A 22,665-nucleotide genomic window follows, 5' to 3' on the forward strand; every position below is an offset into this window, starting at 1 on the left:
TTGTTACAGTTTGCAGCCCGCTTTAAGCCTCTGGTTAAATCCTCCATGTTCGCTTGATAGCTCCCATTGCCAGATAAAATACGGCTTTTGTTGAGAAGGCAGAACGATAACCCCTGCTCAATTATGATTTTTGGAAGGCCGGTTGCATGGCATTGCAGAAGGTTCAAATAGGCATGACCACTTGATTTGCATCGAAAAACTCGCTAGCGTGTGCGGCCAAATTACACAGGACGTAATTCAATATGAATCTGAAGTTTAATGCTGCCCATCAACACGTACTGGAATTGTTAAAGCAACAGGGAATACGCTGTTTGGTGGACGATCAATACGACGAACTAAACGAGCATTATTTACAACTTTGGCTGCCCGAGCCGCTGACAGAAATCGAAGTCAAGCAACTGAATAAGTTCCAAAAACAACATTATTCCCTTTGGAAAGATAGTGCGCAGCCATGGGAAGATGTTAAGACGCAAGTGAAGCTCGATTTTTCCGATAGTTGCTACAACGAACTCAAGGCCACTTTGGTCAAAATGACACTGGTAGACAGAATGACCTTTGAGCGAGCCTGGCAAGAACGCTTGGGGGTTGTTTGCAACAATGTCGACCTGGATGTTATCGCCCATCGCTGCACTCAAGTGGCTGATATAGATCCCCTCACCAAGGCAATCGCTGACAGCTTTTCCGATGAATGGCTGAAACTCTGCGCCTCTATGGAACTATTTCAGGTACGGTATTTGGTTTTCAACAGAGCGGTGCGCAAAGATAAATCAGCCCGCAACTCCGAAATGCTACATTTGTGGACCGACACAGAGGGCGAAAACCCTAAACAGGCGCGCAAAGCTGTTGGCCGGGTAACAGGTAATCCTGGTGGTATAGCCAACTACCAAAAGGGTGCCCGCGTCATACGGCAAGGTAACTGTGTAAGAAAGACCAAGCTCTATAATCATGAGTTTGAAGACGCCTACCAACGCCGGGTTCGCGTCAATATCAAAGGCGTAATGGTGCCTATGATGAATCATGCGGACTTATTACAGCTATCGTCATACGATTAAGCAAAGATAGCCGCCTCTGCCAGAGTTTTACTCTGGCAGAGGCGGAAAACGTCACTCTAAGTTGAATGGACCCGAACCCTCTGATATATCCGATATAACAGTACAGCCCCAAGTTTGGCCCACTAGGGTGCACTGGCCGTGCGGCAGTGAATGAATTGGTTAATGGGAGCTAGATATTGCCCAACATCGGCATAGCCTGACGGATGGCTGAAAAGGGTTGTTATCGAGAATGGTGTAAAGCCAATGAAGCTCAAATCATTGGGGGCGCTTCCAAATACTCGCCCCCTAAATCTGCTATCAACGGCGGTGAAACTTGGCGTCCTTATCGAGACACCAGTGAGCCTTAGCACTCTTGTCTTCGTTAGGGCGGCCGGTTAACAGCTCACCTTGCTCATTGATGTAATAGACAAAAGCTTTGGCATCACCGAGTTCATCCCAATACAGCATCGCCTCATCCGCTTCCTGGCCTTCACAAGTGGTGACTTTGCCGCCTATGGACTCGATATAGGCACTGCCCTTGATTTGGCTCAGCGGCGCCCCTGTACATTGGTTGTTGTCATAAAGATTGGCGACACTGTGGTAGCGGTTTTCCTCAAAGCGCATGACAAACTCTTTACCCAGTTTACCGTCACCGAGACAACCTGTGGTCCACTCCCCTTTGAGCCTGTCCGGCATGGCATCATCGCCATGGAACATCAGAAAACCGAGCGTTGCCGCCAAAATAAGCAGCAACATCACACTTAAGGACTTGAGCATTAACACATCTCTGAGAAAGGATTTTTCAGGATAGTACTCTGCGATGACTGAAGACGCTATCGTACTCATCGCAAATTTACATAGAGTGTCACAAATTGGCCCCATGGGATAAACTGTGGCACATTGGAGTAACATACGGATTCCAAGTCATTTTCTTGCTTAGGCAACTACTTGTTGGAGGTTCTCTCGGTGTCTGACATGCATTCTGAGATAGATTTTCGCCGCAAAATTACTGCGCAGCGCCCCTTTGGTAAACCGGAAGACACTCGGGTAGATAATCCAGAAAAATTGCAGCTGGCGCTGGAAAGCGATCGTGGCCGCATCATTAACTCGGCCGCCATCCGTCGTCTGCAGCAAAAGACCCAGGTGTTTCCGCTTGAACGCAATGCCGCTGTACGAAGCCGTTTGACACACTCGATGGAAGTTCAGCAGGTAGGCCGCTTTATTGCACAGAAGATATTCAAGCTCTTGGGGCCAGGTGCCGAACGCTGGGGCCTGCAATATCTGGAACGGCAATTGGAAACCCTGGTGGAGATGAGCTGCCTGATGCACGATGTGGGCAATCCACCCTTTGGTCACTTCGGTGAGGCCGCGATCAGTGATTGGTTCAAGCGCAACCTTGTTTCTCTGGCGCCTTCGGGTTTCGATTCCGGGTATCCTGAGTTGATCCAAGACTTATCCCATTTTGAAGGCAATGCCCAAGGCATTCGTTTGATCCACACCTTGCTCGGGCTCAATCTCACCTACAGTCAACTGGCCGGCATTTTGAAATACACCCGTCCGGGTACGCTTGTGAAAGATAAAGCCAATCCTGAGCAAAGCTATCTGATGAAAAAAGTCGGTTATTACGCCAGTGAGTCCAGGTTTGTTGCCGAACTGACTCAAGCCATGGAGATGGCCTCCGGTTGTCGCCACCCGGTGAGCTACATCATGGAGGCCGCCGATGACATCTCATATTGCCTGGCCGACATTGAAGACGCTGTGGAAAAGGGCATCATAGAGCTGGACACCCTAAAACAGAGTCTGATAGCCGAGTACCAACGGCAAATTGGGGTCAAGCAAGGCGCTCTCGGACAAAAAGACTTTATGAGCAAATCGATTGAGGCGGCGGACAGCAGCGCCCGCCATCTGGCAATCAACCAACAAAGCCAATTTTTTACCTTCCTCCGCGTTCGACTGATCCACCCTTTGGTCAATCACGCCGCCAAGCGCTTTATCGACAATATTGAGGCTGTGTACCACGGCAACTTGAACGAGTCGCTGCTTGAAGATGGCGGCTACGAACACGCCATTACAGAAACCCTCAAGCAAGTTGCTATCAAGCAGGTATTTTGCCATCGGGAAGTGGAGAAACTTGAGCTGCAGGGATACAGGATCATCATCGGCTTACTGGATAACTATCTCTCCCTGCTGGCATTGAGCGAAGATGAGTTTAGCAAACTGGTACAAGGCCTGCCCAAGACAGCTCTTATCGAAACCCGGCTGTTCCATAAGCTGCCTGGCAAGCACCTGGCCACCTATAAAAGAGCCATTGAAGCCAATCAGTATCCTGAGTTTTACCACAGGTGTCGTTTGCTGCAGGATTATATCAGCGGCATGACAGACCAATACGCTTTGGATGAGTACAGACTACTTATGGTACTTGACTGACTCTTAAAGAGAGTTGTTTACTAACTAAGGCTCGGGATACGAGCCTGGAATGCCATTACTATCAGATCCGCCTAAACAGGAGATCGTTACGCCCGGACGCCTTGACCTGATACATCAAGCGGTCGGCGTCGGCCAGCACAGACTGGGCATCCCGGGCACCGGGTTTGGCATACACAGCACCTATGCTAATACTGAGGGGCAATTTGCCGGCCTTGGTGGCAAATGGCTCTCTGTCTACCGACAAAAGCAGCCGGGTGGCCAGGGTCTTGGCCTCGGCTTCTGTCATGCCCAGCTGCAGAATACAAAACTCCTCACCGCCTATGCGGCCAAATACGCTTCCCTCCGGCAAGATGGCCACTACCATTTGCGTCAATTGGCAAATGACCTCATCACCCACATGATGACCATAACTGTCATTAATCCGCTTGAAATCATCTATATCAAACAGTAACAAGGTCAGACTGTCATAACCACGGCCATCACAGGCTTGTTCGAGCGCATCCATAAATGCCCGCCGATTGGCGATACCGGTAAGCCCATCTGTAGCCGCCAGGTGAGCCAGCTCGGTATTGGCAGCCTCAAGCTCGGCTGTGCGCGCCGCCACGGTACGGCGCAGCATAAACACATACACCAGGATCCAGAGCAGAAGTATCCCAAGCAAGCCTTGCAGCAGATAGCGTGGATAGACAGTTTCCACATACATCCAGCGATTGAGGATCCTTTGGTATTCGGAATCTGGGATCCGGGCCAGTCCCTGGCGGATCTCTTCCAGCAAGGCGCTCTGCCCCTCTTTGACAGCCGGACGAATTTGGGCACTGTAAAGATGGCGGACTGGAATAAAACGCGCCGGCTCGCGTGAGGTATAGAGATAGAAGTTGGCGACCTGCAGATCGGCAACAAATGCCTTTAACCTGCCGGCAAAGGCGGCCTTTAACATTAGATCGTTGCTGGCATAAGTCAGCACGCTGGCCTTCGGGTATTTCTGACGTACAAACGTCTCTTCATAGCCACCACGGACAACGCCGACTTCACCGCCGTTGAGCAGGTAGCCGTCCGGCTCGGTACCGAGTAACCCTTGACTGAAAAACAGTTGACTCTCGATCCCCAGCAAACCCTGAGCATAATCCAGGTAATGTTCCCTGTCCTGAGACCAAAGCAGCCCGGCGTGGATATCGGCCTGACCACTGCGAACCAGATCCAGCGAACCTTGCCAATCTGTCAATATAAAGCGGACTTCGACCCTATTGGCCTTGGCATATTCCTGCCAGATATCCACCAGGATCCCGGCCGGTTCACCGGCATCATTCAAGTATGAAAAGGGTTTCCAGGAATTGGAGTTGGCAATAACCAGTTCTCTTGCGGGTTGCTGAGCGGTATCCGAGTGCGTATCTTCAGCGGCCTGGCTTTGGCCCGCTGTCAGCAGGAACAAGGGTAAAATGACAAAAAGTCGGCAGAGGGTGGTCAACGACAGCTGGAGCAAGGAGTTAACGTAGGCTGTTGCAGCGAGCTTCATGTGGCCGGAATATCCTTACAAAGCATGATTTGGGTGGGTTCTACCCGGGTTATAGCCCCGGGTTCAGAGAACATCCACCGGAAACACACCAAATATTAACATTTGTAGAGAACTTCCAGCAGTTTTTTTTCAGCAGCGACGGATCCGCACCACCTTCATGGTTTCCATCTCAAAACCGGCTACTATGGTTGTTTGCGGGTAATAGTCGACCGACACTCGGGAACCTTTCAATGAACGGTATTTTTTAGGGCGTTTGAAGCGAAAAGGCGCATCACAATTTTCCAGCATCAGAGTATGTTGGATCCAGTCGCCTTCATCCCGCTGAGTGTGGGAGACAACTGTCTTGTCTTCGGTGTGATAAAGTGGTGAGTGTTTCTCTGTCAATACGTCAGCTATTGTCATAATGCATTTACCTCCGATGGGTCGCTTCTGACTATGAATCCAAGGTCCTGACGGGCCCGACCTTGCCCGTGGCAGCCCGGGCAGTAGCTTCGCCTTCTTGATCAACCTCTTGCCGCAAGCAAGTACAGAAGGTCAGACTGTAGAGTACCGTCTTACTCAAAAGCCTTTTGCTGAGGGAAAAGTTCCCCGGCCGCGGCAGATTGGCGGTAGCTATGCAGTCGTGTCTGGGTAAGCAGATCATCCCCGGGCAAAAAATTTCCGGGGGAAGGTCAATAAAAAGCGAGCAATCATTGTAGCAAATTTGCACAGAAAGATCTTGGTGAAAAAGCCAACGAGGCTTTACACAAGGTTAAACTGCGCTCAAAAACAACTGATAGCAGCAAGCGCAACTCTGCACGACTCTGCGTAACGCTATGTTGTATTAGTTACGACAGCTTGGCAGGGCTTAGCCTCTTGGATCACAATCTATAAAACTTATGGTCAAGTAACTGTATGAGAACATTACTTGCGCCCGGCTCAATCCCTTTTCCCAATAAGGCTTGCCATGACACCTTTTCCTTCAACAGTCTATCGCAGCCTTGCTGCAGTGCTTATACTGCTCACCCTGCCAGCATGTCGGGATAATACCGAATCGCTATGGCAAGATTACAGCGCAAGGCTTGAGAGAGTCACAGCACAAAACTTTATCGCTCCGGACTATCGACCTGAAGTCGACCAAAACCTGAATGCAGCAAATAGACCTGAAGCTTTGGAAGCCAGACTGCCACTGCTGGAAAGCCTTGGCTTAATGCATTGCAGGCTCGGGGAGTTAATTGCCGCACATAACTCCAGCCTTGGCAGAGTCGCAGAGCCCAGCGAGCTGCTTAAGTATCAGCTTGCCTTTATTCAAGCCGCGCCGATTTGTCTTATAGACGCCAGGCTAGAAAGTCAGACCAAACAGTTGCTGACAGAAGCCCTATTGCAAAAGCAACAAGATGCGCTGGACTGGTTCGATTGGATGCTTCTGCAAGACAGGGCATTGGACAAACTGCTGTTTATCGGCACTGAGTCTCTATCCAGCGAATCCCCGCTTGCCGGCCTAATCGAAACAGAATTAGCACTGGCCGCCCTGGTGAAACTCAAAACGGACATAGTGAAAGCACAAGTCGGGCAACTCTCCTGGCAAGCATTGGACACCCAGACTCTGGATGCGGCACTGGCTGAATTGGCGCGCAGTCGGATTATTGCCCGCAATATGCGCAGTCAGGCGGTCAGCCTGCGCTGGCTTTCGAGCCTCAACGATTGGCTGGAGCCTCGGCTCGATGGCCTGCTGTGCCGCCCAGGCCATAACAATCAGCGTCAGGAGATATTGCAGCGAATATTGGTAAAAAACTTCATCGGGCAAATACAACGGCAACTTAGCCAGAGTCGCCACATTCAACGCCGTTTGGGCGATTTGCTGCAGCAACTCTATCAGGGAACCGCGGTGGAGAGTCGTGTCGCGTACTTCTTTGCCGAAACCGCTAACAAAGACAGCTTAAATATCCGGCTCGACAAGGAACTCAAACGCCACGTGAATTGGTGGCAAAAGCTACGCGACTCCTGTAGCGGAACTGCACCTGGAGCATAATCCATTGTGATGCCGCAGGCTCTGGCAGCTTGCTCCCCTATTGTCTTCTGCCACTATTTACCGACTCAGCCCTTGTATATCAATGGATAAGCATGTTGCCAGCAGGTTATCTTTTGGTGACAATAAGCTCATATTTCAAATCAATAATTCATCGGGTTTCAATGGGAACAGCCGAACTCATCCGGCAGGCAATCCTGCAGCCGTATCATAAGATCTCAACCTCTCTTCAGAGGTTTCGCACAGGTATAAGTCAACGGCTCGCCAAGCTGAGCACGGCCCAAAAGCTCTACCTGTTGGCGCTATTCAGTCTGCCGTTTTATGAACAACACCCTTCGTTGACAACCCTGCTCACAGTCAGCGCGTTGGTTATTGAGTTCTGGCCGTTATTCAACAAACTGTGGCACTCTTTGGCAGGCAAGGCGGTCATTTTGCTGTTTTATGCCACCATAGCCAACTTTTCGCTGGCCAGTAGCGGTGCCATAGTCAATGAAGTCACCGGCGTCTCGGCAGCGCATTTCAACTATACCCATAACTTCGCCCTGTTACTGGAGCTTCCGGTTTGGATGGTGATCACCAGCAGTATTGCCCTGTTGCTGCTGCAGATGTTACTGCCCATCTACCTGGTAGGACTGCTGCTGCTCAAGCTGGTGGGGCTTATCGGCTTCAAGTGGCAGCCCAAGTACGCCTATCCTGTGAGCACAACCTTTCTCAGGCTCATGTTATCGTTTTTAATCCTGCATCATCTGATGCTGCTGGTCGATATGGAGCGTTTCATGGAGAGCCGCTTCAGAGTCGATGACAAGGGCGTCAGCTTCTCCTTTAATGGTCAGTTTAAGCCAAACGAGGATAAAGCAAATGCAAACCTCCCCCCTTTGCATGTCCCGGACACCGCCCAAGGAAAAGATGTCTTAAGCGCTGAGCAAGAGACAAACAAGCTGAATACTGAACGCCAGGATCCAGCAGGACAGAAATCACAAGCGCAAGAAACGGAAAATAACGCAACAAAAGCGGAAGATGATGCTTTGGTATACGCCCGTTTCACCGCCGCCTACAGGCACAAAGTCAGGCAGCTTGTGGCCGACTTCGCTTTTGGCATGGAAGCCGATGGCCGCAGTCGTTGCCAGATGTCTGCCAATGCGACCGGCGTTGAACTCAATGATTACGAGCTGTTGCAGATCTTGCCCGACGCCGGCGAGCTTTATGGCTATCGTTTTGAGGTTATTCCCTGTGTCTCGGCTGCATTTCCGCGAACTCTGGGGAGGCCTTCTTCACTGCCGAGCGATTAATCCTGGTATGCAAATCCAGTCTCTGAAGTGGATGATCTTTTAAGTGGATGTTCTCTATATGTGAATGAGTACCATAGCGTCAGTAAAAAAGCCGCCTGAAGGCGGCTTTTTATCCTTTTATAGTCAGAAGCTTGCCAAGAGTTGCATGCCCGAGAAGGCGGAGTATCCGCGGATCATCACATGATAGGTCGCCGCCTGGGTGACTTGAAAGCTGCAGCTTTCACTGTTGCCATTCTTGTACGGACGGCAATCATACACAGACGTAGAAGGTGCAGCCCCGGCGCGAACATAGAGATCGGCGTCACCACTGCCGCCGCTGGTAGCAATATTCAGGCTAACACCCGCCGGAACCTGGACAGTGAAATGCTGCTCTGAACCCGCACTGCCACTCAAGTTGCTCTTCGGCACGCCATTTTCCAGACAATCGCTGCCACAACCACCGCCGGCGCTGTGTGTTGCCGTTAATGTGGCGCCGCTGTAGGCACTGTAACCCTGCAGCATCACGTACCAGCGCCCTTCTGCCGGCGAGCTGAAGCTGCAGCTCTCATTGTTGCCACTCTTGTAGGGGCGGCATTGGTAGCTGTTTAACGTGGGTTTGCTACCTTGGCTGACATAGAGATCGGCATCACCACTGCCGCCAGCCAGATCTATGTTCAAGTCGGCAGCGCCCGCAGGGACATCGATATAGAAATAGTTGGATGAACCCTGGACACCGCTGACACTGATCCCCACGCCGTTATCCAATGGAGTATCATCCGATGGACAATCATTGCCACAACCGCCGTCATCACCTGCCAGAGAATAGAGCAGCTTGTTGGGTGAACCTGTCTTGGCATCGCCCACTTTGCCGGATGAGGCGCGGCTTACCAGCAAGTTAGTCAGCTGAGTCGGGCTCAAGGCTGGGTTTTCCGCCAGATAAAGTGCCGCCACCCCGGCAACATGGGGGGATGCCATGGAAGTACCACTAATGGTATTAGTTGCGCTGTTGGAGTTGTACCAGGCAGAGGTGATTGACGAACCCGGAGCATAGATGTCCAGACAGGTGCCGTAGTTGGAGAAACTTGAGCGACTGTCGGTGCTGGTGGTAGAACCCACAGTCACCGCATTGGCGGCCCGCGCCGGTGAATAGTTACAGGCATTACTGTTGTCATTGCCTGCTGCCACAACAAAGCTTATCCCGGCCGCTACGGCCGCATTTACCGCATCATCCAGCGCCTGGGAGGCGCCGCCGCCCAAACTCATGTTGGCAACCGAAGGCCCTTGGGCGTTGTTTTTCACCCAGTTGATCCCGGAAATCACTCCGGAGTTGGTACCTGAGCCCGAGCAGTTAAGTACCCTGACCCCGACAATATTGACATTCTTGGCAACCCCGTAAGTGCTGCCGCCTATAGTCCCGGCAACATGAGTACCATGACCGTTACAGTCACTGCTGTCGTTATCGTTATCGATAAAGTCATAGCCACTGCTGGCACGGCCGCCAAACTCATTGTGGGTGTTACGTACACCTGTGTCTATGACAAAGGCGGTGACGCCGGAGCCGTCATAGTCGTAATGGTAGTTACTGTTGAGCGGCAGATCCCGCTGATCTATCCGGTCAAGCCCCCAGGTAGCCCCGCCTTGATCGCCGGCGGCTTCCACCATGGGTTCAATAGACACCCTTTGATCCTGCTCAACATATTTGATGTTGGGATCTTTAAGCAGACTCTGGATCTGAGCCGCATTGGCCTTGACCAATACCCCGTTGAGGCTGTTGCCAAAGTTTTGTCTGACTTCAATGCCGTGTTCGTTGGCGAGCCTTGCGCCCATACTGCTGGCGTAGGCGCTGACGCCATTCGGGTCATTAAGGTTGATAACCGCCGGGGTATTGAACACCACTATGTACTGATCTTTGATGGCTTTGGCAGGATTGACCGCATGTAACTGGGCTTGATAGTCCTGTGCCAGAACGAGCGGGCTGCTCAGGGCTGCAGCAACTGCAATCGCAATGAAATGTTTCCTTTGCATAATGATTTCCTTGGTTATTATGATTTTGCCTCGAGGGCCGTTTTAACCTAGGACATTTTTTAAGCAGCATCTAAATTGCAGCGTTGCACTGTGCCGGAAACCGATATTGCAAATGTAACAACAACGTTACATTACCCCGCCTAAAGTAGCAGAAAGATCCGCCAAGAGTATAACCGATACAAAACGGGGGCCCGTATCGACAAATGAACCAGTTATACTAATAAAATCAATTATTTTATTCTATTGCTTGACCAGCAACCCACCCAGCACTAACACTTTTGGGCCGGATGAATTGCAAGCTATCAACCCAAAGTATGATTTTAAACTCAGGCTTAGCTTCTCGCCCTTTTTCCTCTTGCCTTTCAGCAAATTACCGGCCAAGCGCAAAATAAGCGCCATAGATAAAAAGGATCTGGTTACCAGGGTATACTGTTGCCGCAGTAATCATAAAATCCGCCACTTTGTGCCTGGCTGAGTTTATCCAGCAGTTGTTTCATACCGGCCGCCGAGGTATCTACATCAATAAGCGCATTGGGGCCGCCCATGCTGGTTTGCACCCAACCGGGATGCAAGGCTACCGCTTTGACACCGACATCGGCCAAATCTAAGGCAAGACTCTTGGTGATCGAGTTGAGCGCGGCCTTGGATGAACGATACAGATAACCACCACCACTCTGGTTGTCGGCCATACTACCGACCTTGGATGAGATATTGGCTATGATGCCTTTTGCTTGGATAAGATGAGGCAGGAAAGCTTCAGCAAGCTTACAAGGCGCTATGCTGTTTACTTCAAACACTGTGCGCCATTCATCCACAGGCAATTGTCCTAACTGCAAGCCTTTGGGGCCATAATAGCCTGCATTGTTGAGCAGCAGATCCAAGCCCCGTCCCTCAAGCTCTGCAGCCAGATCAGCCACCGCCTCATAGTCGGTCACATCCAGAGCAAACACCTCCAGCCCCTGAAACTCGTTGACCAGATCCAGCAGTTCGTCGGCCGTTTCCGGATCGCGACAACAGGCCAATACGTCCCAACCGGCGGCAAGATAGACTTGGGTCAACGCCAATCCTATGCCGCGGTTGGCACCGGTTATCAATAGTTGTGGCATAGGGTTAATCTCCTTTTACTTGAGAATTTCGGGCTTAGGTTGTCGTCACTCATTAGCTAAATGACGCACGATCGAGCTTATCATAAGCCAGTTAACTTCCGTTTGGCTTCTTGTTACTTTCACGATGACTCTGGCGGATAAGCGCTTCACCGAGCATGCCAAAGTAATTTGTCAGCGCGTTGAGAATCGCTTTTCTATGAGCCTCATCAGGATAGGCCCCTGAATCATTGAGATGTGAGAAAGTCGTACCCGACACCAGATATTGGTTCCGTATATCGGTAAAAGACTCGATAGCGGCTTCAAAGGCCCGGGCCATCAACTCCGTAGGGAGCGAAAAATAGCACCTGCCATAATGTTTATCCAAGGCAATGGCCCGGCGCACATAGTCACTCGGCTCAAGGCCATCCGGGCTTATAAGCACGGTTTGATAAAGGAATGCCAAATGACGGTTGAGTGGATGGGGTCTAAGCTCAACATCTTTAAGATAGAGGTCACTGCCAAAACCAATAGCAGTGCCAACACTATACGCCAAACCGGAATCGTTGCAGCAGGCTAGCTGGTCGACACTTGAATGAATGCCAAAGGCTGCTTTGGCAATATAGTGATCAAAGGCGTGCCAAAACTCATGGGCCAAGGCGCCGGCACCGGCATTTTTCGCCAGCGCCAATATCCTTTCATGGGGGGCGTAGTGCGCCTGGACACCTTTCTGACCGCCGAGACCAAAGTCCAGATTCAGGGTTTGTCTAAGTCCAATGGCGTCCGGCGGCAACTTGAGTATAAAAGCCAGGTCCGCCAGAGAATCAAATATCAGATTGGCAGCCAGCCGTGATTCTTCAGCGCTGACCCACTTGCCTACCCGCACATTGGCAAAGCCGAACTGTTGCTTGATATCGAGAAAACTGACCTGCTCGTCGAAACGATAATCCGGTCCTTCGCGCAAATAGTGGCGGCTTGTCAGCAAAACTCTTGGCTCCCAATCGATTTCAAACAAAACGAGTGTATACCCGAGGAACGTAAATGTCCCATCATGCTTGAAATCATTGGCTATATCGTTTTTGGAACGACTCAGAGATAAATAGCAAACGGCAGAATGGCAATGCTATGGAAATATAGCAAGAGAAAGCATCTGGGTTGGGACACAAAAAAGGCTCCTCGTGGGAGCCTTTTTTGCACCATTTAGAATGGTACCCGAGGACGGACTTGAACCGTCACGCTGTTACCAGCGAGGGATTTTAAATCCCTTGTGTCTACCGATTCCACCACTCGGGCAAACTGTGTAACAAGGAGATATTACCCATTGTCACTTGATAGAGTGGAGGCGCGACCCGGAGTCGAACCGAGATCGACGGATTTGCAATCCGCAGCATAGCCATTCTGCCATCGCGCCCCGAGCCATAAGGCTGGGATTGGAGCGACATATCGGGTTCGAACCGATGACCTGTACCTTGGCAAGGTACCGCTCTACCAACTGAGCTAATGTCGCATCACTTGTTTGCTTCATCTTCCGAGTTGACAATCAACAAAGGTACCAACCTTCTGTTTTACCAACTGAGCTAATGTCGCATACCTGTTCCGCTATTGAAGCGGAAGCCAGAGTGTTATCCCCTGACTGCGGATTGGCATTCTACCGATTTGAGGCAGGGAGTCAATCGGCAAATTGGCATTTTTATGCCAAAATCACTCGGATGCTGGCAATTTGCTCAAAGCGGGTCAAATTTTCATTATCATGATTAAAATACAATCCGATTCAGTAGCTTGTCAGCGCCCTCTCCCACCGAATACCATCACAAAAGCCGTTGTAAAACACCCTTATCGAGGCCCTTATCAAAATATTTGATAAGGATTCCAGTAAAATGAGCGTATTGAGGCTTAGGGAATCTTACAAAGGACTAAGGCCATTTGCTGCGAACCACGCCTTGCATCCAGGCCCGTAAGCCGACGCAGAGCACGCATGGGACTTGTTCGCACCTTCCTTAGCTACACAAGACTTGAATACAACAAGGCCCGATACTCAGACCGGGCCTTGATAGCAAGAGTCGAAATTACTCTTCAGACAGAGGCAGAGACAGGTAGTTAAGCCCCAGCATCTTCTGCATCACGCCAACCACCTGACAGCTGTAACCAAACTCGTTGTCGTACCACACGTAGAGGATGGCGCGCTTGCCGTCGGCGATAGTGGCTTGAGAATCAACCACACCGGCGTAGCGTGAGCCCACCAGGTCACAGGACACAATTTCAGTAGACTCGGTGAAGTCTACCTGGTTCTGCAGCTCAGAGTGCAGCGCGATATCACGCAGATAAGCGTTCATATCTTCTTTGCTGGTTTCGGCGTTCAGGTTCAGGCTGATGATGGCCATGGACACGTTCGGAGTTGGCACCCGAATCGCGTTACCTGTCAGCTTACCGGAAAGTACCGGCAACGCCTTGGCAACCGCTTTGGCGGCGCCGGTTTCAGTGATCACCATGTTCAGCGGTGCACTGCGACCGCGACGGTCTGCTTTGTGGTAGTTGTCGATCAGGTTCTGGTCATTGGTATAAGAGTGGATAGTTTCCACGTGACCATTTTCGATACCGTACTTGTCATTAACGGCCTTCAGTACAGGCGTAATGGCGTTGGTGGTACAGCTGGCGGCAGAAACAATAACATCTTCCGGCAGAATATCGCTGTCGTTAACACCATAGACTATGTTCTTGATGCTGCCCTTGGCAGGGGCAGTCAGCAGAACCTTGGACGCACCTGGGCTCTTGAGGTGCAGACCCAAACCGTCTTCATCTTTCCAGATGCCTGTGTTGTCGACCACCAGGGCATCGGTAATACCGTACTTGGTGTAATCCACTTCATCGGGTGAGTTGGCGTAAATCACCTGAATATAAGTACCGTTGGCGATGATGGCGTTGTTCTCTTCATCCACCTCGACAGAGCCGTTGAAAGGTCCGTGTACTGAATCACGGCGCAGCAGGCTGGCACGCTTTTCCAGATCGCCCTTACGGCCACCGCGCAGAACGATAGCGCGCAGGCGCAACTTGTTGCTGCGGCCGGTTTTTTCAATCAACAAACGGGCCAGCAGACGACCGATGCGGCCAAAACCGTAGAGTACAACGTTACGTGGCTCAACTTCATCTTTGCTTTCAATGGCACTGGCCAGCTCGCGGCTCATATAAGCTTCGATTTCGCTGCCGTCGGTGTGGTTACGCCAATACTTAACCGCCAGTTTACCTATATCCACTTTGCACTGTTTGACATCCAGTTTGCTCAGGGCTTCTACGAAGGGGAAGCTCTCACGCAAGCGCAGCTTATCGCCCACATGGCGACGAACCAGACGATGGGCCTTGATAATATCGATGGTGGAGGCGATCAGCAGGGGTTTACCATAAACCACCACTTCTACGCCCTGATTGCGATACAACTTGCCCAACAGGGGCTGCATAGCCTCCGCCAGTTCGAAGCGTTCTTGCCAACTTTGTAGGTGTTTATCAGCGCTCATTTACAGATCCTTTATCTCACTTTTCCACTTTATTGTCGGGAAAGGTTTGAGTAACAAAAAGAAAAGACCAATAATCATATTTATGACAGCTAAACCTGCCCCTTTTGGTCGGCGCTATTGTAATGAAAACTGCTGCGTCAGGCTAGTAGGAGATTTTCGCTAAATCTCTAATTAAATTACAGATTTAGTCAATTGGAGCGTATTTTGACGCGTAATCTAGTAATAATTACATCATTTATCCTTTTAGCCGGGGTTAGTGGCTGTGATAATGGCGGTAACCCCGCCACTATTTGTAAGAATAATCCTGAACTTTGTGACGATTTGCATAAGGACAGCTGGTGCAGACGGGAAAAGGCCAGCCTGATCATTCAGCGCTATCAGGTCAAAACCACGCCGGAGCCCTCAGGCGAACAAGTCTATCGCTTGCTCGTTAATCTGGAAAACTACAACCGCTGTGTGGGGCTTGCCGCCGGAGTACAGCACATTCTCAATCCTGAACGTACCAATGACAGAGCCAGAGCCTATGGTTTGAGCGCGCAAAGCTTGTCTGAGCTGCAAGCCTCTACCAAGGGCAGCAATGACATCTATATTGCCTTCTATCACTGGGCACATTTGGGTGACGATGCAGCACTCAAGGTATTACTGGAGGCAGAGAAACAGCAACAGATAGATTCGCCCGAGATCCTTGCCGGACTCGCGGGCTATTATCTCAAGTTTGATGCCATCAAAGCGAAACAACTCTATCTTAAGGTGTTGGCAAAGAGCACCAAAGAGAACTTCGACCCCGATTGGTTGTTGGGGCTGGCAAGTGCTTCCAGGCAGTTGCAGGATATGGAGCAGGCATATCTGCTCTCGAGAACCAATCTGCTTTTGACCGACAACCCGGTCGATGAGGTTCAACTGAAAGCCATGATAGGCAACAATAGTCAGTTGAGTACTCATTTGGATCAACAGGCAAGTAGTCTGGCGGACGCTCTGAAAGGCGGTGATTACCTTGAGAGTGATTGGCCAAAACGCCTGCAAGGCAATGAGGGGAAAGATGATGGGAAACAAGCTGAGACTGAGCCGGTAACAAAGCAAGCCGCTGATAGCAAACCCATTGATAGCGACAGCAAGCTCGAGAAAAGCACCGAAGGGGCCAAACAAAACTGATGATGTATTCTCCGGGCGGCAAATTACTTGCCAGTTTGTAATTTACGCCTGCCGGTCGCACAATAAAAGCATTGTTTCGCGATCGCTGTAATAAAAACACCTAATTTGTTAACGGAATAGCCAGTTACAGCGTGATTTAACTTGACGACCCGCGTCATTTTTGTAATTTTACTACCAATTACTGTTTTTACATTCACCAGAGGGATATGAGATGACTATCCGCGTAGCAATTAACGGTTATGGCCGTATCGGACGCAATGTTCTGCGTGCTCTATACGAGAGCGAGAAAGACTATCCAATTCAAATCGTTGCCATCAACGATCTCGGAGACGCTTCCATCAACGCTCACCTGACCAAGTATGACTCTGTTCACGGCCGCTTCAACGCCAAAGTAGAACACGACGACGAAGCTATTTATGTCAACGGCGACAAGATCCCAACCTTCCAGGAGCGCGATCCATCTAAGCTGCCATGGGCTGAGCTGCAGGTAGACGTAGTCTTCGAATGTACCGGTATCTTCACTTCCAAAGAAGCGGTACAACCACACCTGGATGCCGGCGCCAAGAAGGTTATCATCTCAGCTCCCGGCAAGAATGTTGATGCCACTGTGGTATACGGGGTTAACAACCAGGAAATCACCAAAGAGATGACTGTTATCTCCAATGCTTCCTGTACCACTAACTGTCTGGCGCCTGTGGCCAAGCCATTGAACGATGCTATCGGCATTGAATCCGGCCTGATGACCACCATTCACGCCTACACCAATGACCAGCGTCTGTCTGATGTGTATCACAGCGATATGCGTCGTGCCCGCGCGGCGGCTCTGTCGATGATCCCAACCAAAACAGGTGCAGCGGCGGCTGTTGGTTTGGTTGTACCTGAGCTTCAGGGCAAATTCGACGGCCTGGCGGTTCGGGTTCCGACTGTCAACGTGTCTCTGGTTGACCTGTCCTTTATCGCTTCCCGCGACACCACTGTGGAAGAAGTTAACGCCATCATAGAAGCGGCAGCCAAGACTTCCCCCATGAACGAAGTGCTGGCGGTAAACAAGGAGCCTCTGGTTTCCATCGACTTCAACCACAACGCCTTCTCGTCCAACTTCGACGCCACCCAGACTCGCGTCAAGGGACGTCTGGTGAAAGTCATGGCCTGGTACGACAACGAATGGGGTTTCAGCAACCGTATGCTGGACAACGCCGTTGCCTTGATGACAGCCAAGTAATCCGAGTTCAAAGCCAAACGCCTGCCAAATGCAGGCGTTTTTTATGCCAGTTACTCTGTCTTGCCAAGGCCGAGGTCTTTCTCAAGCAACCATAGCCCGTTTTTATCCGTCTCTCAACAGTGCTTTCACTCCATATCTCCTTGCTTCTTCATTGCCTTTGCAATACTTGATGCAAAGCAGCGGATTTCCATTTTCGACAAGCACCATCAAGCACATTTCACTTCCGGAAAATAAAGCCCCTACTTAGACTCAGGTTAAAAGCCGTTTCAATTATTGTGTTTGAAAGCCAATTCGGCCATTGCGCCGGTTAGCGCCTTGCCTTTAGCGGAGTCTCATTATGGACAATCAATTTCTCAGTCTTATTACCGATCCCCTGCTTGACCCCAAGCAAAAGACCCTGGCGCTGGCCGGTGCCGCCGATGCCAGTATTCCCTATCTGCCTCGCAGTGAAGCACTGACCCAAGCCATGGATAAAGGCATTATCTGCGATATGTTTGAGGGTCATGCCCCGTTCAAACCCAGATATGTTTTGCCCGATTACCAACGTTTTCTCGAGCAAGGCTCCGAGTACCTGGAGTTGACACCGGCCGAAGATCTGGATGATGCCCTGATGAAGCTGATGGTGCTGTATCACCATGTACCGTCAGTCACCAATATCCCGGTGTTTATTGGCTATCTCGATAGTTTATTGTTGCCTTACTGCCAGAACGTCAGTGATGACGCCTTGTATCAGAAACTGAAACGCTTCTGGATCCAGTTGGATCGCACCCTGCCGGACGCCTTTATGCATGCCAACATAGGCCCAGAGGACAACCGTGTCTGCCGCACTATTTTGCGCATTGATGCCGAGCTCAAGCAGGTGGCTCCCAATCTAACCTTTATGTATGACCCCAAGCGCACCCCCAAAGCGCTGCTGCGACTGGCAACAGACAATATCATTGCCTGCAGTAAACCTCACATCGGCAACTGGCCGATACATGCCCAAACCTTTGCCAGTGCTCCCGGTGAGGCGCCAAATCAAACGTTCGGCATTGTCAGCTGTTATAACGCGCTCCCCACCCGAGGCGGCGCCAATACGCTGGTCAGACTTAACCTAAAAGCCGTCGCCGAAGAAGCCGGTACCCTGGAGGAAATGCTCGAGCGCACCCTGCCCCATTACTGCAACCTGATGTATGAACTGATTGAGCTGCGCTGTGAGTTTTTACACCGCCGGTCCCATTTCTTCGACTCATTCCTGGTAAAAGAAGGCCTCATTGACGAATCCCGCTTTGCACCCATGTTCGGCGTTTATGCCATGGCCGAAGCCGTCAATCATCTGCAGCAGTTGGCAGGTATGAGGGGCGAATATGGTCACAGTGAGCAGGCCAATGCGCTCGGTTTAGCCATTACCCGCGCGCTCAGTGATAGAGTGACCACGACCCAAGTCAGTTTCGGCTTTAATGGCCGCGCCTTACTTCATGCCCAGGGGGGGCTTTCCATCGACAAAGGCACCACTCCGGGAGTCAGAATAGCCTATGGTCAAGAGCCGGATCCTGTCACTCATGTGTTGGCGCTGGCGCCTCAACACGCTTTCTATCCTTCCGGGATCAGCGAGATCCTGACTCTGGATGAAACCATCAAGGCCAATCCTGAAGCCCTGCTTGAGCTGTGTATCGGCGCGCTGAATGCCGGCTTTCGTGAATTTACCGCCAATACCGCCGATACCGATCTGGTGCGCATCACAGGTTATATGGTGAAAAAGTCGCAGATCGCCAGTTACCGGCAACAAGGCTCACGTACCAACACCACCTTCCTGGGCACAGAGGCCAGTGAAACCACGGCCGTGACCCAAAGGGCACCGCGGGTAGTGAGCGCCGAGTTCCATGCCGCCGGCAAGTCCCCGGTGTAAGGGCGTAACTTATGAAGAGTGCAGCTCCCGGAGTGTTTGATAACCCGTTCAATCATTCTGAGCTTAATCGCTATAAGCTGAGTGGGTGTGAGTCGAATAGCCGTGAGTTAAGTAGCGGCGATACCGATGCTTCGGCATTGGCTATGGGCTCCGAGGTTACCAGTGCCGAAGTCGCCAGGGTGCTGCCCTTCTCGACCGTAGATGGCCCGGGCAATCGCATGGTATTTTTCCTTCAGGGTTGCAATTTTCGCTGCCCGGGTTGCCATAATCCGGAAACCATCACTCTGTGTGACGCCTGCCGAGAGTGTATTGCGCACTGCCCGGCAGGCGCCTTGAGCCTTAAATCAACTGCGACTGACACTCAAGCAGTTCCCAATAGCAAGGCATCTCTCAGGCTTGCCTGGGATAGTACAAGCTGCATCGGCTGCGACACCTGTCTCGATGTTTGCCCTTCGAGCAGCCAGCCCAAGACCCAACGCCTGTCAGTCGGAAAAGCGTTGGCGCTGATTAAAAGGCAGCAAGCCTTTATCCGCGGTATCACCTTGAGTGGCGGAGAAGCCAGCTTGCAGCTGAAGTTCGTCAGTAACCTGTTTAAGGCCATTAAACAAAGCCCAGAGCTCAAACACCTGACTTGCCTTTTGGATACCAATGGCAGCCTGGGAGAAAGTGGTTGGCAACGTCTGCTCCCTTGGCTTGATGGCGCCATGGTTGACCTGAAAGCCTGGGATGAGCCGGCTCACCGACGACTGACAGGCCGTGGCAACATCAAGGTCAAGCAGAGCCTGCAACTGCTGGCCGAAGCAGGGAAACTGGCGGAAGTCAGGCTACTGGAAGTACCCGGAAAGAGTGATTATTGGCAACACTTTGACGCCCTGGCGTCGTTTTTGCTGGACTTGCAACGCCGGCAAGCGCTGAAGGGTGAGCCGATGCGGCTACGCCTAAACGGTTACAATCATCATGGTGTCAAAGGCGAGGCCTTGCGCTGGCCCAAGGCGAGCCAACAGCAGATTGATGATCTGGCCAAGGCGCTCAGCCGTGCCGGCATAGCCAATATCAGTCTGCCACCGGTTAACCTTGGCTGATGGACTGCTTAAAGCCACTGAGCAGCGTCGCTTTTAGCCATTGCAGCGCCGGATCCCGGCTGCCACTTTGATGATGCACCATGCTATAGCCCACCTTGCCATAGGCAAAGGGCAATGGCTTAACCACCATACCGCTTGCCTGCGCCGCCATTGAAGCCCACAGCGCCGAGCAGGTAAACAGCAAGTCCGAGTGACGACAGATACTGGCGGCGGCGCCGAAGTCGGCGACTTCCATCGCCAGATTCCGCCTGCGGCTCAATTGTGCCAATGATTGCTCGAAAAAGGGTTGCTGCAGATCGGCATCCAAAATACCCACATGGGCGAAGCTCAGATAGGCATCCAGCGTCAGCTCTTTTGCTGCCAGCGGGTGCTCGGCTCGCATCAGGCAACACATCTCGTCCTCTGCCAAGCGCTCCCAAATCAGTTCGTTGCGACCAGTTGGCGGCTGTCCCAAGTCGTGTGGCAGAACCAGCAAGTCCACCCGTCCTTCACACAGGGACTGAAAACCCGTGCTCTCTTTGGCATGCACCGCCAATGTCATTCCCGGTGCCTGCTGCTGCACGCTGGCGATAGCGCTCGCAAGCAGTTCGAAGCTGCTTTCCCTCAGCGCCAAATTCATCCGTCCTTGAAATCCTTCAGGGCGAAAGCCCTCTTCGGTAAACAGGTTGTCCATCTCTCTGAGCATGGCGCTGATAACCGGCCCGAGTCGTTTGGCCTTGGCAGTCGGCAACAGCTGGTTACCCTGGCGGTAGAAGAGCTCATCGTCGAGGCAATCCCTGAGCTGGGAGAGTATTTTGCTGACCGCCGAAGGGCTCAAACACAGACGCGTGGCCGCCTGGGTGACGCTTTGCTCTTCCAGCAGTTGCCTGAGCACCAGAAGATGACGGAAATTGATGCGGGATAAGCGGACGATATCACTCATTCTGGCTATGTTTAACCTTGGCTGGATTTAACCTTGACTGAATAAGCCAAGGTTAAACCATAACGGAATGAAGTTCTGCAATCATGCTCTCATTCGGCCAAGAGCTTGGGGAAAGCGCTATCAGAGAATACGCCGCAGCAGAAAGTCGGCCTTGAGCCTGCGAATGCGGTTCATGATTTTCTTTACCGGCTTGGGGTAACTCTGCAAGGTATCTATCTGGCTGTAATGATACAAACGCTGGCTGTGCAGCAGCAGATGTTGCTGCTCTTTGACAAAAGACTCGGCCAGCTCTTGTTGGTCATCATGCAGCAGCAAACCATTTTCCAGATCCAGGGCCCAGGCCCGCGGATTGAGATTGCTGCCGGTGAGCAGGTGTTTGCGACCATCCATGCTCACCCCTTTGAGGTGATAGCTGTTGTTGTCATGCTTCCACAGATGGATATTGAGTAGCCCCTGATCCACCGCCCACTGCTGGCGTTTGACAAACTTGCGCAGCGACTGCTCATAGAGATACGGCAAGGCACCTATGGTGGAAAAATCCTGCTCCGGTGGGATATAAAAGTCATTGGCCGTCTTGTCACCCACCAGAATATCCAGGCGCTTTCCGTTGCGCAGGTGTTTAACCAGCGCCCGCACCAAAGCATAGGGCGGGTTAAAATAGGGAGTGCAAATAAAAAGCGATTCCTTGGACTCCTCCACCATGGCGAGTACCGCCTTGTTGAGCGGATTGCGCTTGCGTCCGAGGCCCAAAAGCGGCGTGACCCGCAATCCCTCTTCAACGCCCTTGAATTGATAGCTTGCCGCCGACAGTCGCTGTTTAAAGCTTCTGACATCAATTTTTTCCGGCAGTACTTCCTCTTCTTCCGGACAGCTCAGGCAACTGACCGCTTTGTCGCTCAAAATGGCACTGTCAATCATCTCTCGCATGCTGGCAGCCAGCTCGGTCGACTCCAGCACATGGTAGCGATCGAAACGGTATCTGTCTTTCTGCTGCAGGTAGATATTATTGAGGCTGGCGCCACTGTATATCACGGCATCATCGACAATAAAGCCCTTGAGGTGCAGTACTCCCATAAACTCGCGGGATTTCACCGGCACACCATAAATGTTGAAACGCTGCTGTGCTTGCGCCATCACCTGACGGTACATCAGGTTGTTGCCGCCATCGCCCTTGTGGCCAATAAGGCCGCGACGGGCACGGTGAAAATCCACCAACACCTTAATTTCGAGTTCGGGTCTGGCTGCCTTGGCCGCCAGCAGTTCGGCAAGTATTTCGCGTCCGGCCTCATCGTCTTCCAGATAGAGTGCCGCAATATAGATAGCCTCTTTGGCGCTACGGATCCGCTCAATCAAGGTCTGTTTGAAGTTACTTGGGGTCAGCAACCAGTGCAATGCATCCGGCGCTATGGCAATTCCACCCAGCTTATCCAGCAAGGTATCCTCCTGTCACTGTATGTTCCGGCAATCCACTCGCTCCCTGTGTTTCCCGGCAAGAATGTCCTTCCCCTGTATGGCGAGATCGACAAAGATCCGCTG

The 22,665-nt window shown here is 51.5% G+C and carries 17 protein-coding genes and 3 tRNA genes; 8 read left to right on the forward strand and 12 right to left on the reverse strand.

Going from position 1 to position 22,665, the window contains the following annotated elements; all coding sequences use genetic code 11:
- The first annotated feature begins 242 nt into the window (after positions 1 to 242).
- Positions 243 to 1,052 carry a hypothetical protein gene (locus E1N14_RS11295; RefSeq protein WP_028779935.1) on the forward strand — a complete coding sequence of 270 codons (810 nt, stop codon included), beginning with the start codon at positions 243 to 245 and terminating at the stop codon, positions 1,050 to 1,052.
- 297 nt (positions 1,053 to 1,349) lie between these two features.
- Here E1N14_RS11295 and E1N14_RS11300 read toward each other — a convergent pair whose 3' ends face one another.
- Positions 1,350 to 1,808 carry a hypothetical protein gene (locus E1N14_RS11300; RefSeq protein ID WP_028779936.1) on the reverse strand — a complete coding sequence of 153 codons (459 nt, stop codon included), beginning with the start codon at positions 1,806 to 1,808 and terminating at the stop codon, positions 1,350 to 1,352.
- 198 nt (positions 1,809 to 2,006) lie between these two features.
- On the opposite strand from E1N14_RS11300, the gene dgt reads away from it, so the two are divergent.
- Entirely contained in the window at positions 2,007 to 3,458 is a 1,452-nt protein-coding gene (dgt, locus tag E1N14_RS11305; RefSeq protein ID WP_082813122.1) for a dGTPase, read from the forward strand.
- Between the two features lie 61 nt (positions 3,459 to 3,519).
- On the opposite strand, the gene E1N14_RS11310 is transcribed toward dgt, so the two are convergent.
- On the reverse strand, positions 3,520 to 4,971 hold the full coding sequence (locus E1N14_RS11310) for a transporter substrate-binding domain-containing diguanylate cyclase (RefSeq protein WP_025010437.1): 1,452 nt from the start codon (positions 4,969 to 4,971) through the stop codon (positions 3,520 to 3,522).
- Between the two features lie 129 nt (positions 4,972 to 5,100).
- Positions 5,101 to 5,373, reverse strand: a complete 273-nt coding sequence (locus E1N14_RS11315) for a hypothetical protein (protein WP_044734518.1) — start codon at positions 5,371 to 5,373, stop codon at positions 5,101 to 5,103.
- A 544-nt stretch (positions 5,374 to 5,917) separates the two neighbouring features.
- Here E1N14_RS11315 and E1N14_RS11320 point away from each other — a divergent pair.
- Together E1N14_RS11320 and E1N14_RS11325 are read left to right on the forward strand one after the other, a co-directional pair.
- Positions 5,918 to 6,982 carry a DUF3080 family protein gene (locus E1N14_RS11320; protein ID WP_081782922.1) on the forward strand — a complete coding sequence of 355 codons (1,065 nt, stop codon included), beginning with the start codon at positions 5,918 to 5,920 and terminating at the stop codon, positions 6,980 to 6,982.
- Between the two features lie 161 nt (positions 6,983 to 7,143).
- Positions 7,144 to 8,268, forward strand: a complete 1,125-nt coding sequence (locus tag E1N14_RS11325; RefSeq protein WP_037436989.1) for a hypothetical protein — start codon at positions 7,144 to 7,146, stop codon at positions 8,266 to 8,268.
- Positions 8,269 to 8,391: 123 nt separating this feature from the next.
- On the opposite strand, the gene E1N14_RS11330 is transcribed toward E1N14_RS11325, so the two are convergent.
- The 7 genes from E1N14_RS11330 to E1N14_RS11360 all read right to left on the reverse strand — a co-directional run bounded on the left by E1N14_RS11330 (position 8,392) and on the right by E1N14_RS11360 (position 14,863).
- Positions 8,392 to 10,272, reverse strand: a complete 1,881-nt coding sequence (locus E1N14_RS11330; protein ID WP_025010441.1) for a S8 family peptidase — start codon at positions 10,270 to 10,272, stop codon at positions 8,392 to 8,394.
- Between the two features lie 416 nt (positions 10,273 to 10,688).
- Positions 10,689 to 11,378 (reverse strand): SDR family oxidoreductase, encoded by a 690-nt coding sequence (locus tag E1N14_RS11335; RefSeq protein WP_025010442.1) that lies wholly within the window; start codon positions 11,376 to 11,378, stop codon positions 10,689 to 10,691.
- A gap of 91 nt (positions 11,379 to 11,469) precedes the next feature.
- Positions 11,470 to 12,339, reverse strand: a complete 870-nt coding sequence (locus E1N14_RS11340) for a CLCA_X family protein (protein ID WP_045282898.1) — start codon at positions 12,337 to 12,339, stop codon at positions 11,470 to 11,472.
- Between the two features lie 221 nt (positions 12,340 to 12,560).
- A tRNA-Leu gene (locus E1N14_RS11345) sits at positions 12,561 to 12,647 on the reverse strand.
- Between the two features lie 44 nt (positions 12,648 to 12,691).
- Positions 12,692 to 12,765, reverse strand: a tRNA-Cys gene (locus E1N14_RS11350).
- 20 nt (positions 12,766 to 12,785) lie between these two features.
- Positions 12,786 to 12,861: transfer RNA gene (locus tag E1N14_RS11355), tRNA-Gly, on the reverse strand.
- A gap of 559 nt (positions 12,862 to 13,420) precedes the next feature.
- On the reverse strand, positions 13,421 to 14,863 hold the full coding sequence (locus tag E1N14_RS11360) for a glyceraldehyde-3-phosphate dehydrogenase (protein WP_028779943.1): 1,443 nt from the start codon (positions 14,861 to 14,863) through the stop codon (positions 13,421 to 13,423).
- A 204-nt stretch (positions 14,864 to 15,067) separates the two neighbouring features.
- Here E1N14_RS11360 and E1N14_RS11365 point away from each other — a divergent pair, with 204 nt between their 5' ends.
- The 4 genes from E1N14_RS11365 to E1N14_RS11380 all read left to right on the forward strand — a co-directional run bounded on the left by E1N14_RS11365 (position 15,068) and on the right by E1N14_RS11380 (position 20,207).
- Complete coding sequence (locus tag E1N14_RS11365; protein ID WP_082813099.1) at positions 15,068 to 16,015, forward strand: DUF2989 domain-containing protein; 948 nt, start codon at positions 15,068 to 15,070, stop codon at positions 16,013 to 16,015.
- A 211-nt stretch (positions 16,016 to 16,226) separates the two neighbouring features.
- Complete coding sequence (gene gap, locus E1N14_RS11370) at positions 16,227 to 17,237, forward strand: type I glyceraldehyde-3-phosphate dehydrogenase (RefSeq protein WP_025010313.1); 1,011 nt, start codon at positions 16,227 to 16,229, stop codon at positions 17,235 to 17,237.
- Positions 17,238 to 17,574: 337 nt separating this feature from the next.
- Positions 17,575 to 19,125, forward strand: a complete 1,551-nt coding sequence (locus tag E1N14_RS11375; RefSeq protein WP_025010312.1) for a YjjI family glycine radical enzyme — start codon at positions 17,575 to 17,577, stop codon at positions 19,123 to 19,125.
- A gap of 11 nt (positions 19,126 to 19,136) precedes the next feature.
- Complete coding sequence (locus tag E1N14_RS11380; protein WP_306440228.1) at positions 19,137 to 20,207, forward strand: YjjW family glycine radical enzyme activase; 1,071 nt, start codon at positions 19,137 to 19,139, stop codon at positions 20,205 to 20,207.
- Here E1N14_RS11380 and E1N14_RS11385 read toward each other — a convergent pair.
- Together E1N14_RS11385 and pssA are read right to left on the reverse strand one after the other, a co-directional pair.
- The gene (locus E1N14_RS11385) at positions 20,194 to 21,129 is read right to left on the reverse strand and encodes a LysR family transcriptional regulator (RefSeq protein WP_025010311.1); all 936 of its coding nucleotides are present in this window, start codon (positions 21,127 to 21,129) and stop codon (positions 20,194 to 20,196) included. The two genes, E1N14_RS11380 and E1N14_RS11385, sit on opposite strands and share 14 nt — an antisense overlap.
- A 120-nt stretch (positions 21,130 to 21,249) precedes the next feature.
- Positions 21,250 to 22,563, reverse strand: a complete 1,314-nt coding sequence (gene pssA, locus E1N14_RS11390; RefSeq protein WP_025010310.1) for a CDP-diacylglycerol--serine O-phosphatidyltransferase — start codon at positions 22,561 to 22,563, stop codon at positions 21,250 to 21,252.
- Positions 22,564 to 22,665: the final 102 nt, after the last annotated feature.

Source organism: Shewanella algae (genome assembly GCF_009183365.2).
Classification (GTDB): domain Bacteria; phylum Pseudomonadota; class Gammaproteobacteria; order Enterobacterales; family Shewanellaceae; genus Shewanella; species Shewanella algae.

What these genes read in the sequence shown, in the direction of transcription:
- E1N14_RS11295 (WP_028779935.1), top strand. Translation starts at nt 243, where the DNA reads ATGAATCTGAAGTTTAATGCTGCCCATCAACACGTACTGGAATTGTTA.
- E1N14_RS11300 (WP_028779936.1), bottom strand. Translation starts at nt 1,808, where the DNA reads ATGCTCAAGTCCTTAAGTGTGATGTTGCTGCTTATTTTGGCGGCAACG.
- dgt (WP_082813122.1), top strand. Translation starts at nt 2,007, where the DNA reads ATGCATTCTGAGATAGATTTTCGCCGCAAAATTACTGCGCAGCGCCCC.
- E1N14_RS11310 (WP_025010437.1), bottom strand. Translation starts at nt 4,971, where the DNA reads ATGAAGCTCGCTGCAACAGCCTACGTTAACTCCTTGCTCCAGCTGTCG.
- E1N14_RS11315 (WP_044734518.1), bottom strand. Translation starts at nt 5,373, where the DNA reads ATGACAATAGCTGACGTATTGACAGAGAAACACTCACCACTTTATCAC.
- E1N14_RS11320 (WP_081782922.1), top strand. Translation starts at nt 5,918, where the DNA reads ATGACACCTTTTCCTTCAACAGTCTATCGCAGCCTTGCTGCAGTGCTT.
- E1N14_RS11325 (WP_037436989.1), top strand. Translation starts at nt 7,144, where the DNA reads ATGGGAACAGCCGAACTCATCCGGCAGGCAATCCTGCAGCCGTATCAT.
- E1N14_RS11330 (WP_025010441.1), bottom strand. Translation starts at nt 10,272, where the DNA reads ATGCAAAGGAAACATTTCATTGCGATTGCAGTTGCTGCAGCCCTGAGC.
- E1N14_RS11335 (WP_025010442.1), bottom strand. Translation starts at nt 11,378, where the DNA reads ATGCCACAACTATTGATAACCGGTGCCAACCGCGGCATAGGATTGGCG.
- E1N14_RS11360 (WP_028779943.1), bottom strand. Translation starts at nt 14,863, where the DNA reads ATGAGCGCTGATAAACACCTACAAAGTTGGCAAGAACGCTTCGAACTG.
- gap (WP_025010313.1), top strand. Translation starts at nt 16,227, where the DNA reads ATGACTATCCGCGTAGCAATTAACGGTTATGGCCGTATCGGACGCAAT.
- E1N14_RS11375 (WP_025010312.1), top strand. Translation starts at nt 17,575, where the DNA reads ATGGACAATCAATTTCTCAGTCTTATTACCGATCCCCTGCTTGACCCC.
- E1N14_RS11380 (WP_306440228.1), top strand. Translation starts at nt 19,137, where the DNA reads ATGAAGAGTGCAGCTCCCGGAGTGTTTGATAACCCGTTCAATCATTCT.
- E1N14_RS11385 (WP_025010311.1), bottom strand. Translation starts at nt 21,129, where the DNA reads ATGAGTGATATCGTCCGCTTATCCCGCATCAATTTCCGTCATCTTCTG.